This window comes from Pseudomonas sp. GLN_2, from assembly GCF_043106005.1.
Classification (GTDB): domain Bacteria; phylum Pseudomonadota; class Gammaproteobacteria; order Pseudomonadales; family Pseudomonadaceae; genus Aquipseudomonas; species Aquipseudomonas alloputida.
This window is the reverse complement of sequence record NZ_JBICMC010000028.1, coordinates 85321-99162: the sequence shown is the minus strand read 5'-3', so window position 1 is coordinate 99162 and position 13842 is coordinate 85321. Positions and strand designations below refer to the sequence as shown.

Sequence of the window (13842 nt, the reverse complement as noted above, 5' to 3'; positions counted from 1 at the left end):
GCCCGCTGTGGAGCAGCCTTGCGCTGTGACGCTGCCCTTACGGCAGGCGCTTTTCCATCGGCTGATACACCAGCCCGGCAAACTCACCTACGTCGCCTGCCAGGGTGAAGCCGTAGCGTTGGTAGGCGGGTACAGAGGACAATGATGCCTTTACCGTCACCACCTCAGCGCTGGCATGCGCCAGTGCTGCGTTCATCAGGCGCTTGCCTATACCCTGACGTTGCAGGCCTGGTGCAATGAACAGCATCGCAACGTGGCGGCCTTCCTTGAGCTCGATCAGCCCCGCGATAGCGCCTTCGACAAAACAGGCCAGCATAAGGTTGTCACCTTGCATGCGCTCGGCAAACGCCGGGGGTGCTGACACCTGGGTAAAGGTCTCGATACCTTGCGCCGACAGCGTGGGCGCGACAGCCTGCATGAAGGCATCCATGCACAAGGCGCAGGCTTGGGGGAGGTCGTCAGGGGTGAGCGTGCGTACTTGCATGGTAATCGTCCTTGTCGGGTGACCTTCTGTTGCCCACTTTAACCTGTTACGGGTTCAGACGCTGATGCGGTATCAAGCTGCCCTGACAGTGCCCGGCTTGCGTTCGCCAATCAGGATGTCTTCGAAGAATGCCCCGACAGGTTCGGTAGGGTGGCACAGTTGTATCTCCAGCACCCACACCACCTCGCTCGGGACAATCTCCACCTCGGCCAGCTTGTCCTGGCTATACAACACATGCGGGAAGTCGGCGATGCGATGCCCGGCCAGGTTGCGCTCCAGCTGCCAACCTTTGGCCTGGGCACTGCGCTCGGCGAAGTCATACAGTTCACGCCCGGTCAACCCGCGGCCCCAGGCCTGACGGGTCTCGTCGAACACTTCATGCAGTGCCTTCACGCAGGCGTGGTGCAAAGCGTGCTGGCCAAACACGAAGGTATCGCCATAGTCACCTTCATAGCCATCCCATACCGGCCCGACGTCGACCACGACGATGTCCGTGGTACGTAGCACACGTTGAAGGTCAATGCCTTGCCGTGGCGTACGCACGGTATCATCACCAAAACGGATGTAGGTGGGGTGCCAGGTGTGTGAGGCGCCCATCGCCTGCAGGGTATGCGCGGCCATCTCCAGTGCCTGGGCGGTGGTCATGCCGACCTGCAGTTGGCTGGCAATGGCGGCCACGGCCCGTACCGACTGTTCGCGGGCTGCAAGCATGCCGTCCAGCGAATAACGTGGGCCGACCTTTTCCAGCTCGGGGTGCAGCGGGTTGGTTGAGGAAGCCTGCGTTGTCCGTGCGCCGCTGGCGACAAAGGCCTCGGCGACAAAGCGATGGGGCTGTACCCCTGCTGCAAGGCATTGCTCGCGGGCCTGGGTGATCATCGTGGCATTGCCACAGGCATAGACCTGGGCTTCGTCCCAGCGATGCGTCTGGCTGAGCGCCACCTGCTGTATACGTGCCTGGGCCGAGAGCACCGGTTGCCAGCGAAAGTGCGGGTGCACACGGCTGGACACGTCGAGAAATTCGCGGTCATAGAAATCCGCCGGCGAAGAGCCGCCCCAATACAGCGTGACGTCTGCATCGCCGGCCAAGGCGGTCAGCAACAGCGGCTTTATGCCGGCGTAACCTGTGCCAGTGGCGAAAAGGATCAGCGGGCGTTGGTCATCGTGCTGCCAGGTACAGGCGCCCAGCGGGCCCTCGAGCTTTACCGTTGCACCTGCTTGCAGGGTGGGCAGCAAACCTTCAGTGAACAGGCCGCCGCTGACCTTGCGGATGTGAAACACCAGTTGCCCTTGTTCCCGGGCAGGCAGGTTGGCAATGGAGAAACAGCGGCTGTCGCCGTTGTCCAACTGAAACCGCATGTACTGGCCCGCCCGCACCTCCAGCGGCTGAGCAGGCTGCAACACCAGCTCGACGATATCTGCGCTCAGCGCGCGCTTGCCAACCACCTGTGCCTGGGTTTCCAGTGCGGGTGCGTCCAGTGACCAGCCGGGTATTTCCAGGCGCATGTCGCTGCAGGCGTGGCTCTGGCACAGCAACATCTCGTCGGCGGCCAAGGGGTAGGAAGGCGGCGGTGTGACCGCATCCCGCTGCTTGTCCTGATGCTGCCCCGACACCACCTTGACCTTGCACGAGCCACAGGCGCCGCGGCGGCAGGAGAAGGGTACCGGCAGGCCGCTGGCGAGCATGGCGTCGAGCAGCAGCTCCTGGCTGGCTTCGAAGGTTTTGCCCGAGGGCGACAATTCAATGACGTGGCGGCTTTGCATAAGCACCTCGGGGCAAATGGAGGTTCGATTGTTGCTATAGTCCAGGACCAGCAGAACCTCCAGTTTTGGATATTTCATATGGTCCAGCTTCGTAAATGGCAGCCACTGCTCAAACTCGATGGGGCACAGGCTTCGTACCGGCAGATCGTCGAAGGGCTGGTGGCCGCAATCAGCGAGGGTCGCCTGCGCCCTGGCACACCGTTGCCGGGCACGCGGGAGATGGCGCAACTGCTGAACGTCAATCGCAAGACCGTGATCCTTGCTTATGAGGAAGCCGAAACCAAAGGCTGGCTGCAAAGCGTGCAACGCCGGGGCACCTTTGTCAGCCAGCAGCTGGCGCCTGGCACAGCGGCCGTTTGCGGTGCCGTGCGGCCTTTTGCCCTGGCGCTGCCAGAGGAACCCGCCGTTGCCTACTTCAAGGCGAACGAACAGGCTGTAGCCCAGCAAGGGCGGCCGGGGGCCTTGTTCTTCGACAACGGCGCCTGTGACCATCGCCTGCTGCCACAGGCTGTACTGCATCGCTATTACCGCAATGCCTTGCGCAGCAGCTTCAGCAGCAATAGCGTGCGCCACGGCAGCGAGTGCAGCAGCCGCAATCTGCGCAGCGCCCTGGCCGACATGCTGCGGCACAATCGCAGCCTGAACGTTGGCGCCGAGCATATCTGCCTGACCCAGGGGGTGCAGATGTCGCTGTCCCTGGTGGCCAGTGTGTTGCTCAAGCCAGGTGACGTTGTGCTGGTCGAGCGCCTGAGTTACCCCCCTGCCTGGGAGATCTTCCGTCAGCTGGGTGCCCGCCTGGTGACCGTGGAGCTGGACCATGAGGGGTGCCGGGTCGATCAGCTCGAGGCCCTGTGCCGGCAGCACAAGGTGCGGATGATGTACATAACACCCCATCACCAGTTCCCGACCACGGTCAGCCTGCCAGCCGGGCGCAGGCAACAACTGCTGGAGCTGGCGCGCCAGCATGCCTTTTGCGTGGTCGAAGAAGATTACGACTACGAATACCACTTTGCCGGGCGGCCTTATCTGCCGTTGGCCAGCGACCGCCAGCAGCGGCACGTGATTTACATCGGCTCACTGTCCAAGCCTTTGGGCAGCACGTTCCGTTGCAGCTATATCGTGGCACCGGAGGAAGTGACAACCGTGCTGGAACGCAGGGCGATGCTGACCCTGGGGCAGGGCGATGCAGTCATGCAGCAGATGTTGGCGGACCTGATCAATGATGGCGAACTGAAGAAGCATCTGCGCCGTGTCAACCGCGAGTACCGGCGCCGGCGCGAGACCTTGTTGGGGTGCTTGCGCGATGCGTTCGGCGAACAGATCAGCGTGCAGGCGCCAGAAGGTGGCCTGGCGCTGTGGGTGAGGTTTGCCGATGAGATCAACGTGGATCAGTTGGTCGACAAAGCGCTGGAACGGGACCTGGTGGTGCGCAGTGGGCGACAGTTTTCACCGTTTGGCCATGCCGAGAATGCCTTGCGCCTGGGGTTTGCTTCGCTGGATGCGGATGAGATTCGGCAGGCGACCCAACGCCTGGCAGACGCCGCGAAAGCGATTGGCAAGGTGCGGTGGCTGTAGGCACGGCCTTCTGTCGCGACAGGGGATGGCACGGGCTTCGCCCGTGTTCGCGGGCAAGCCCGCTCCCACAGTGATCGCGCTGGCCTCAGGATTTGTGCAGGAGGGTCAGGCCTCCAAAGGGCGCGCAACCTTCTGGATTTTCAGCAAGCAGCTGCTCCTGCCTGGCAATGCGGTAGCCTGAGTGCCCACTCAGGAACAGCGGAGTGTAGGCGTCGCCCCCACCACCGATGCAGCGCGCCGGGTCGCAAACGATAGTTTTCCCACGCCTTGCCGCGCGCCTTATAGTGGCGGGCTTTTCCCGATTGAAGTCAAAGGAGTGGCACACATGCGCGTACTAACCCTGCTTGCGGCAATAGGAGCCAGCTTGTCGCTGTCCTCAACGTTGGCAACACCGAGCCAGGCAGTGCCAGCGCCTGGTGAGCGCATTTCGGTGCAGGTCGAAGGCGCGGGGCCGGACGTTATCCTGATCCCTGGGCTGGCTTCATCACGTGAGGTATGGGCGGGGCTCGCCACTACCCTGCGCCAGCAGTACCGGCTGCATCTGGTGCAGGTTGCAGGTTTTGCCGGCTCGCCTGCCGTGCCTTCTGTAGACGGTCGCGTGGCCGCTCCCGTTGCTGAGGCTGTTGCAGATTATATCCGCAGCCAGCACCTTGAGGCGCCAGCCATCGTTGGCCATTCGCTGGGCGGTGAAGTCGCGCTGATGCTTGGCGCACGCCACCCCGAGCGGGTAGGGCGGCTGATGGTTGTCGATGCGCTGCCGTTCTACACGTTACTGATCGATCCCACGGCAACTGCCGAAACGGCTTCGGCGCAGGCTGGCACAGTGCGCAGCGCGATGCTGGCGGCCCCGGCAGTGCAGGCCGAGGCCATGCAGCGCGCGGCCATCGACCGATTGGCCAAGACGGCAGCGGTCAGGCCCGGACTGGTTGATGCGGCGCTGCGCTCGGACCGCCAGGCAGTAGCCGATGCCACCCATGAACTGATGATCACCGACCTGCGCCCCGAACTTGGCGATATCCAGGCACCGCTGGAGGTCGTGTATGCCTATGACTCCATGTATGGCATACCCGCTGACAGCGTTGACGCAACCTTCGTTAAGGCCTATGCCGGGGCACGGGGTGTCACCTTCAAGCGTATAGATGGCAGCTTCCACTTCATCATGCTGGATCAACCGCAGGCGCTCGCCGAGGCGGTAGTGGACTTCCTCAGCCGTTGAGGTTGGCCTCAACGCATTCCGTTCGGTTACCGCACATAACCGCATCTCGGCGCCTCAAGCCTGCGCCAGCGCCTCCGATAGCAGCACACCCACCCTCGAATCTTCGATCAGAAGTGGTGCCAACAAGGAGTACTGCCCGCATGCTTGCCAACCTGAAAATTCGCACCGGAATGTTCTGGGTGTTGTCGCTGTTCAGCCTGACCCTGCTGTTTTCGACGGCCAGTGCCTGGTGGGCTGCCGTGGGTAGCGACCAGCAGATCACTGAACTGGACCAGACTGCGCACCAGTCGGACCGGTTGAACAATGCGTTGCTGATGGCGATTCGTTCCAGCGCCAACGTGTCTTCGGGCTTTATCGAGCAGTTGGGTGGCCATGACGAGAGTGCAGGCAAGCGCATGGCACTGTCGGTGGAGCTGAACAACAAGAGCCAGGCGCTGGTCGACGAATTTGTCGAAAACGCCCGTGAACCCGCCCTTCGCGTGCTGGCAACCGAGCTGCAGGCTACCTTTGCCGAATACGCCAAGGCGGTGGCTGGGCAGCGTGAAGCGACCCGCCAGCGTTCGCTGGAGCAGTACTTCAAGGTCAACAGCGATGCCGGTAATGCCATGGGGCGGTTGCAAACCCTGCGCCAGCAGCTGGTGACCACACTGAGCGAACGTGGTCAGCAAATCATGCTCGAGTCCGACCGGCGTCTGGCCCGGGCACAATTGCTGAGCTTGTGCCTGCTGGGCATGACCGTGGTGCTGGCGGTGCTGTGCTGGGCGTTCATTGCCCAGCGTGTGTTGCACCCCCTGCGTGAAGCCGGCGGGCATTTCCAGCGCATTGCCAGTGGCGACCTGAGCGTGCCGGTGCAAGGGCAGGGCAACAACGAGATCGGCCAGCTGTTCCATGAGCTCCAGCGCATGCAGCAGAGCCAGCGCGACACCCTTGGGCAGATCAACGACTGTGCCCGGCAGCTGGACGCCGCCGCCACGGCGTTGAACGCGGTCACCGAGGAAAGCGCCAACAACCTGCGTCAGCAGGGGCAGGAGCTGGAGCAGGCGGCGACTGCCGTGACCGAAATGACCACGGCAGTGGAGGAGGTGGCGCGCAACGCGATCACCACCTCGCAAACCACCAGTGAATCCAACCAGCTGGCCGCGCAAAGCCGCCGGCAGGTCAGCGAAAACATCGACGGCACCGAAGCCATGACCCGCGAGATCCAGACCAGCAGTGCGCACCTGCAGCAGTTGGTGGGGCAGGTGCGGGACATCGGCAAGGTGCTGGAAGTGATCCGCTCGGTGTCCGAGCAGACCAACCTGCTGGCGCTCAATGCTGCCATCGAGGCGGCCCGTGCCGGTGAGGCCGGGCGCGGCTTTGCGGTGGTGGCGGATGAGGTGCGCACACTGGCCTACCGCACGCAACAATCGACCCAGGAAATCGAGCAGATGATCGGCAGCGTACAGGCGGGGACCGAAGCTGCGGTGGCTTCCATGCAGGCCAGCACCAACCGCGCCCAGTCGACACTGGACGTGACCCTGGCCTCGGGGCAAGTGCTGGAGGGCATCTACAGTGCGATCGGCGAAATCAACGAGCGCAATCTGGTTATTGCCAGTGCGGCCGAAGAGCAGGCTCAGGTGGCGCGGGAAGTAGACCGCAACTTGCTGAACATCCGCGAACTGTCCAACCATTCCGCGGCAGGTGCGCAGCAGACCAGCGAGGCGAGCAAGGCGTTGTCGGGGCTGGTGGGGGAGATGACGGCGTTGGTGGGGCGGTTCAAGGTTTGAGGCGCTGCGCCTGCGTGGAACATTAAGATAAGGTTAAACTTATTTAAAGTTCCCCTTGCGGGTTGACTTCGATACTACGCTTGAATAAAGTTCGACCGCCCCGAGCGCGGGGCCTTTTTTCCCTTCACTGAAGAATTCAATGGACACAGTATCTCGTCGCTGCCTGACCTCTGCCGAATGGCCGGGTCAGGCACTTGAACCGGAACACCGGTCCCGACACCCTGGTCGGGCAAGCCGCGCCAGAGCCTGATGCTCCGCCGTGACTTGCCACCGCCGGTGTTGGCCGGTTGGAGGCAAGCTCATGAACCTCACTTCATTCGTTTCACATCGCCAGCCTGCGTGCCTTGTACCGCGGCAGGCCCGCGCCTGGCCGCGGCGTCTGCACGGCTACCTTGACCACCACCAGCACCCCCCAAGTAGTTGCGGGGTGCTGGCGCGTCTTCATGCACGCTTGAGCCCCCGCACTTCTCACTGAATAAAATATATTGAACGGTATCTTTGTGCTCGAACTTTTCACGTTAAAAGTTCGCGGGATAACTATTGCCCTGTGTTTATGAAAAGGAATCAAACCATGGATTGCGCGAGTAGAAAGTTCGCTGCCGACACAACTTCCGACTCTCGGCAGCGGACAGATAACTGTCGGAAAGAACCAGCATTATTCAGCGACCCGACATGCCTTCGTTCACCGCCTGAGTGAAACGTCTGTGTGTCGTGCCGCCGCGGCAGGAGCACAGCAACATGACTGTCAAACACCGTAACACCTCATCGGCCAAGGCCGAACGCGAAACCCGCCTGTCCACCCGCGCCGCCCGTGAAGCGCGCAATGGCCTGGCGGTCACCCTCGCCAACCTCGATGCCAGCGAACAGGGCCTGACCGAGCACGAAGCCGTCAAGCGCCTGGCGCGCGATGGGGCCAACCAGGTTGCCCACGACCCGCAACCCCACGCCCTGGTGCAGCTGCTCAAGGCCCTGAACAACCCGTTCATCTATGTACTGCTGACCCTGGCCGGGATCAGCTTCGTCACCGACTACTGGCTGCCGGTCAGCGCAGGCGAAGCAGACGACGCCGACCTGACCAAGGTCATCATCATCATGACCATGGTCAGCCTCAGCAGCCTGCTGCGCTTCTGGCAGGAGTACCGCTCGAACAAGGCTGCCGACGCGCTCAAGGCAATGGTGCGCACTACTGCCACCGTGTTGCGCCGCGAGCAGATCGGGCAAGCCCCGCGCCTGCGCGAAGTGCCCATGGACGAACTGGTGGCCGGCGACATCGTGCAGCTTTCTGCAGGTGACATGATTCCCGCCGATATCCGCCTGCTCGAAGCGCGCGACCTGTTTATCAGCCAGGCCGTGCTTACCGGCGAAGCGTTGCCGGTCGAAAAGTACGACACCTTGGGTAATGTCGCGCAGAAGTCGGCCGCCGAGCATGGCGCACATCAGGACAACCTGCTCGAGTTGCCGAACATCTGCTTCATGGGGACCAATGTGGTCAGTGGCCGCGCCCGCGCCGTGGTGGTGGCGACCGGCCGACGCACCTATTTTGGCTCGCTGGCCAAGGCCATTGCCGGTTCGCGCAGCCAGACCGCTTTTGACCGCGGCGTGAACAGCGTCAGTAGCCTGCTGATCCGCTTCATGCTGGTGATGGTGCCGGTGGTGTTCATGATCAACGGTGTGGTGAAAGGTGACTGGGGTGATGCCTTCCTCTTCGCGCTTGCCGTGGCAGTGGGCCTGACCCCGGAAATGCTGCCGATGATTGTCAGCGCCAACCTGGCCAAGGGCGCCGTGGCCATGGCCCGGCGCAAGGTGGTGGTCAAACGCCTGAACGCCATCCAGAACCTCGGCTCCATGGATGTGCTGTGCACCGACAAGACCGGTACGCTCACCCAGGATCGGATCATCCTCGAGCACCATGTGCGCTTCGACGGCCAAACCGACAAGCGCATCCTCGAGCTGGCCTGGCTCAACAGCCATCACCAAAGCGGCATCCGCAACCTGATGGACCAGGCCGTGCTGCATTTCGCCGGCCAGGACCGCCAGTTCCAGGCGCCTTCCGCCTACGCAAAGGTCGACGAACTGCCGTTCGACTTCATCCGCCGCCGCCTGTCAGTGGTGGTGAAGAATGCCTCGGGCGATCACCTGCTGGTAAGCAAAGGGGCGGTCGAGGAAATGCTCGCCATCGCCACCCATGTGCAGGAAGGCGACAAGGTCTTTGCCCTCGATCCGTGCCGCCGCCAGCAGTTGATGGCCAGTGTCGATGCCTTCAACCAGGACGGCTTCCGCGTGCTGATGGTTGCCACCCGGGAGATCCCGGCGGCCGAAGGCAAGGCGCAGTATCACACCGAAGATGAGCGCGATCTGGTCATCCAGGGCTTGCTGACCTTCCTCGACCCACCCAAGGAAACGGCCGGCCCGGCCATCGCCGCCTTGCGCGACATGGGCGTGCAGGTAAAGGTACTGACCGGCGACAACCCGGTGGTCACCTCCAAGGTCTGCCGTGAAGTGGGCCTGGCGCCAGGCCAGCCGTTGCTCGGCCAGGACATCGAGGGCATGGACGACACCACCCTGAAGCTTCAGGTGGAGGAGCGCACTGTCTTCGCCAAGCTCACCCCGCTGCAGAAATCACGGGTGCTCAAGGCCCTGCAGGTCAATGGTCACACCGTGGGCTTCCTTGGCGACGGCATCAACGACGCCGCCGCCCTGCGCGATGCTGACGTCGGTATCTCGGTGGACAGCGGCACCGACATCGCCAAGGAATCGGCCGACATCATTTTGCTGGAAAAGAGCCTGATGGTGCTCGAGGAGGGCGTGCTCAAAGGCCGCGAAACCTTCGGCAACATCATGAAGTACCTGTGCATGACTGCCAGTTCCAATTTCGGCAACGTGTTCTCGGTCCTGGTGGCCAGTGCGTTCATTCCGTTCCTGCCGATGCTGGCGATCCACTTGCTGCTGCAGAACCTGATGTATGACTTTTCCCAGCTGTCGCTGCCCTGGGACCGCATGGACAAGGCGTTCCTCAGCAAGCCACGCAAATGGGATGCCCGCAACATCGGCCGCTTCATGTTGTGGATAGGTCCTACGTCGTCGATCTTCGACATCACCACGTTCGCTCTGATGTGGTACGTGTTCGCCGCCAACAGCGTCGAAATGCAGGCGCTGTTCCAGTCGGGCTGGTTCATCGAGGGCTTGCTGTCACAGACGCTGGTAGTGCACATGCTGCGCACTCGCAAGGTACCGTTCTTCCAGAGCACCGCTGCATTGCCGGTGGTATTGGCAACGGGGCTGGTCATGGCATTGGGTATCTACATCCCGTTCTCCCCGGTGGGCGCGATGGTTGGCCTGGTGCCGCTGCCGTGGGAGTACTTCCCTTGGCTGGCCGCCACCCTGCTGGGCTACTGCGTGGTCGCCCAGGCCATGAAGACCCTCTATATCCGCCGTTTCGGCCAGTGGTTCTGAGCGATGCAAGGAGAGCAGACCATGCGAGTACTGATTTGTGCAGGACGCAACTACGCCGACACACGACGCTGCCGCCAGGCCTTGGACGACGTCCAGCGCCAGCGGCCGATCCGGGTGTTGATCCACGGTGGCAGCCAGTTCATTGGAGGGGAAATCGAAAGCTGGGCGCGCGAGCATGGCGCCGATCTGGTGCGTTACCCGCCAAACTGGCAGCTGCACGGCAAGCAGGCCGAACGCTTGCGCAACCTGTTCATGCTCAACGACAGCCGCCCTGACCTGTTGCTTGCCTTGCCCGGTGGCGATGACACCGAGGAGCTGCTGGCCAGGGCCCGTGGCGCCGAGGTTCAGGTGATGTGCGCCAGGCAACCGCGCCAGCCCGAGCGGGGCGATTGCAGCTAATACAAGCGCCTAAGGCCGTACGGCACCTGCGGGCTTGCCCGCGAAGCAGGCGCCTCGGTTTCACGGCCTCAAGCTTTGCGCAGCCGCCCTGGGCGGCTGCTCAGCCTGGCTGCGTCGCCAGATCGTTGCTGACGTTGCGCCCCAGCACCAGCACGGTGACAAAGCCACAGCCCACCAGCGCCGTGGCCAGGCTCAGCAGTACCGCAGTGCCCAGATGGTCCACGACTTGCCCGCCGAAGAACGAGCCCACGGCAATGATTACCTGGAACAGGGCCACGAACAGCGGCATGCCACGTTCGACATCCTTGGGCGCTACGACAAACATCCAGATATTGGCACAGGCCGGGAACGCACCGAAGGCAAAGCCCCACAGTGCGATCAGCATCGCGGCACCCGTTATGCCGGTGGCGAAGTGCGGGAACAGGGCGGTGCTGACTGCGATCATGAGCGCGACCAGCATCAGGGTATGCCGCACGCTGCGGTTGGCGGCAAAGCCGGCGAAGATGTTGCCCATGAAGCCGGCTACGCCATACAGCAGCAACAATGAACCGATCGTAGGCCCGTCAAAGCCGGCATTCTGTTTGAAGAACGGTGCGACGTAGGTGTACGCAGCAAAGTGCGCCAGGCCGATCAGCAACACGGCGATCAAACCGACCCGTGCTTGCGGGTTGATGAACAACGCCGGCAGATCGCGGATGCGAATGGCCTTTTCCGGCATCAGCCGCGGCAGCAGGAACACCTGTGCCAGCAGCACCGGTACGCCTACCAGTGCAGTGACCAGGAACGTCATGCGCCAGCCCATCAGGCCACTCAGCCAGGTGCCGACAGGCACGCCCACGACCGTCGCCAGGGTTACGCCCGCCATGATGATGGAGTTGGCTTTGGCTACGCCCATCCCGTCAGGTGCCAGGCGGCCGCTGAGGGCGATGGCTGTCGCCCAGAAGCCGCCGATACTGATACCCAGTAGCACACGGCCGACCAACAGCAGGTTGAAGTCACCGGCATAGGCCACGATGACGTTGGCGATGATCATGATCAGCGTCAGGCCGATCAGCAGGTAGCGCCGGTCCAGTGCGCCGACGCCTACGGAAATCAACGGGGCGGCTAACGCAGCCATGATGCCGGGCAGGGTCACCATCAAGCCGGCAAGGCCTGCACTGATGCCAAGGTCGCTGGCCACATCGTTCAGCACGCCCACCGGGAGGAACTCACTGGTGACCAGGGCGAAAGCGCCCACGGCTACCGAGAGGATTGCCAGCCATTGCTGGGTCACGCTTTGTTGGCTGTGTTCGGGAAGGCCGCGAGGGGCCTGGCTGTTGCTTGGCATGGGTTAGGTTCCATGAGGGATCTCGCCTGTAGCAGGCGCAGGAGCGGGGGGATTGGCAGGGGATTGTAGAGGCGGCCGTGCCTGGCCGACAGGCAGGCCGCTCGATAGTAATCATCAGTGCAATCGATGAAACGCCTTGTCGAGAGCGCGCTGGCAGCGACTACGCCCTACCGGTACCGCACGGTGCAGGCCATGGCAATTTGCAGCCTGCAGCGTCAGCTTCTCTTTCCTGCGTCGTATACCGGGGGTACCCAGCGAGTGATCGAACGCACCGTACGGGCGTCGCCGTCGGCTACTTTTGCTGTTGCTCACCCTCCACCCACTGCTGGTAGGTGATGCGGCTGATGTGCTCAGTACGATAGTCGTCAAGAAAGCGGTTGTGCTTGTTTTCTTCGGTGTGATGATGACGGAAACCACACTTCGCCTGGGCCGCCTGTGACTGGCTGTTGTCAGTGTAGTAGCCGCACCACAGTGCCTGCAGTTTCAGGGTTTCGAAGGCGTGGCGCATGACTTCCCGCACAGCCTCCGGAACCAGGCCTTTGCCCCAGTAGGGAACCCCGATCCAGTAGGAAATTTCACCTTCCTGTTCACTGATCTCGAGGTTGCTGTTACTGCCAGTCAGCAGACCGACACAGCCTACGGCACGTTGATTCTGCTTGAGCTCAAGGGCGTACACTTCGGGGTGGTTGAACACTTCGCGAATGACCTCGCGGCTGTGCTCCACACTGGTGTGCACAGGCCAGCCCGCAACGGGGCCGACGCGCTCGTCCTTGGCATATTCGTACAAATCAGCAGCGTCGCTCTCCAGCCAAGGGCGAAGCAGCAAACGTTCGGTTTCCAATTTCATGTCCTGTACTCGTGTCTGGTCCGTTGGGCCAGCGTATGGCCGACTGGCCACGCGGTAAACGTCGCTACCTTGGCATTATCGGTACTTTTCGAAACTGCGCGGGTGCTTGATGTTAGGCTGTTGGCTCTATCTGGCGCTGGTACCGAGTGCGATGCATCACATTCCGAAACTTTACGCGGCTGGTGATCCGATCCAGACAGGTGAAAGCACGCTTGCCGATGGGCAGGGGGCGCCACTGTCGTTCGGTCATGCCTATCTGACACTGCTTGTGTGCCTGTCCGGGTCTGCCCGTTTCACGCTGAACTTCAAAGAACATGCTGTCAGGCGCGCTGATGTGCTGGTGCTGGCCGAAGACACCATAGCCTTGCTCAAATGTCGCTCACGATGCTTCAAGGTGTTTTTCTGCCTGATACCCCAAGCACTTGCTGCCGAGGTCGCCTACCCACTGCCCAATTCATTGTTCGTCTTTCTGCACGACCATCCGCACTGTGTACTTGCCGAAAGCGAGAGGCCGCTGCTGGAAGGGTGGCTGAGGCAGATGCGCGATATTGTGCGCTGCTGTGCCACTTATCAGCACATAATGCTGCGCAACCAGCTGCAGAACCTTTTTCTGAAGATTGCCGAGCAGCTTCCCATGTTACCGACAGCAGGCAGGGCGTTCAGCCGCAAGGAAGCACTGAGTTGGCGATTCTGGGAGCTGGTAGGCAAACACAGCACCCGGCAGCGCGAGGTTAAGTTCTATGCCGACGCGCTTAACATCACCCCGTTCTATCTGTCGCAACTGACAAAGATGTATTTCAATGCCAGCCCGAAAAGTTTGATCGATCGGCAGGTGACCCTGGAAATCAAGGCACTGCTTTCCTACAGTAATCAGGCTGTCGGGCAAATTGCCGATGCACTCCATTTTGCCGACGCGTCTTACCTGTGCCGCTATTTCAAGCGTCAGACCGGTTTTTCGCTTTCCAGCTACCGCAGGCAATCGCAGAACGTGCAAGGGCTGGGCTGACGCTTGCA

Annotated in this window: 10 protein-coding genes; 6 read left to right on the top strand and 4 right to left on the bottom strand. The window is 61.9% G+C overall.

Annotated features, from left to right (window positions below):
* Positions 1-37 precede the first annotated feature (37 nt).
* Both ACF8Q6_RS08170 and ACF8Q6_RS08165 read right to left on the bottom strand, forming a co-directional pair.
* Positions 38-484 (bottom strand): GNAT family N-acetyltransferase, encoded by a 447-nt coding sequence (locus ACF8Q6_RS08170; RefSeq protein ID WP_392491320.1) that lies wholly within the window; start codon positions 482-484, stop codon positions 38-40.
* 72 nt (positions 485-556) lie between these two features.
* Positions 557-2323: a M24 family metallopeptidase gene (locus ACF8Q6_RS08165; RefSeq protein WP_392491319.1), complete on the bottom strand. Its 1767-nt coding sequence runs from the start codon at positions 2321-2323 to the stop codon at positions 557-559.
* Between ACF8Q6_RS08165 and ACF8Q6_RS08160 the strand changes: the two genes are divergently transcribed.
* From ACF8Q6_RS08160 to ACF8Q6_RS08140, 5 genes are all read left to right on the top strand, one after another.
* Complete coding sequence (locus ACF8Q6_RS08160) at positions 2324-3820, top strand: PLP-dependent aminotransferase family protein (RefSeq protein WP_392491318.1); 1497 nt, start codon at positions 2324-2326, stop codon at positions 3818-3820.
* Positions 3821-4145: 325 nt separating this feature from the next.
* Positions 4146-5036, top strand: a complete 891-nt coding sequence (locus ACF8Q6_RS08155) for an alpha/beta fold hydrolase (RefSeq protein ID WP_392489626.1) — start codon at positions 4146-4148, stop codon at positions 5034-5036.
* A gap of 140 nt (positions 5037-5176) precedes the next feature.
* Positions 5177-6802, top strand: coding sequence for a methyl-accepting chemotaxis protein (locus ACF8Q6_RS08150; protein ID WP_392489625.1), 1626 nt, complete (start codon positions 5177-5179; stop codon positions 6800-6802).
* A gap of 738 nt (positions 6803-7540) precedes the next feature.
* Positions 7541-10255, top strand: coding sequence for a magnesium-translocating P-type ATPase (gene mgtA / locus ACF8Q6_RS08145; RefSeq protein ID WP_392489624.1), 2715 nt, complete (start codon positions 7541-7543; stop codon positions 10253-10255).
* Positions 10256-10276: 21 nt separating this feature from the next.
* Complete coding sequence (locus ACF8Q6_RS08140; RefSeq protein WP_014859235.1) at positions 10277-10654, top strand: DUF2493 domain-containing protein; 378 nt, start codon at positions 10277-10279, stop codon at positions 10652-10654.
* 100 nt (positions 10655-10754) lie between these two features.
* On the opposite strand, the gene ACF8Q6_RS08135 is transcribed toward ACF8Q6_RS08140, so the two are convergent.
* Positions 10755-11981, bottom strand: coding sequence for an MFS transporter (locus tag ACF8Q6_RS08135; RefSeq protein WP_392489623.1), 1227 nt, complete (start codon positions 11979-11981; stop codon positions 10755-10757).
* Positions 11982-12273: 292 nt separating this feature from the next.
* Entirely contained in the window at positions 12274-12828 is a 555-nt protein-coding gene (locus ACF8Q6_RS08130) for a GNAT family N-acetyltransferase (protein ID WP_324737469.1), read from the bottom strand.
* Positions 12829-12979: 151 nt separating this feature from the next.
* Between ACF8Q6_RS08130 and ACF8Q6_RS08125 the strand changes: the two genes are divergently transcribed.
* A complete protein-coding gene (locus ACF8Q6_RS08125; protein ID WP_392489622.1) occupies positions 12980-13834 on the top strand; it encodes a helix-turn-helix transcriptional regulator in 855 nt (284 codons plus the stop codon).
* The last annotated feature ends 8 nt before the right edge of the window (positions 13835-13842 follow it).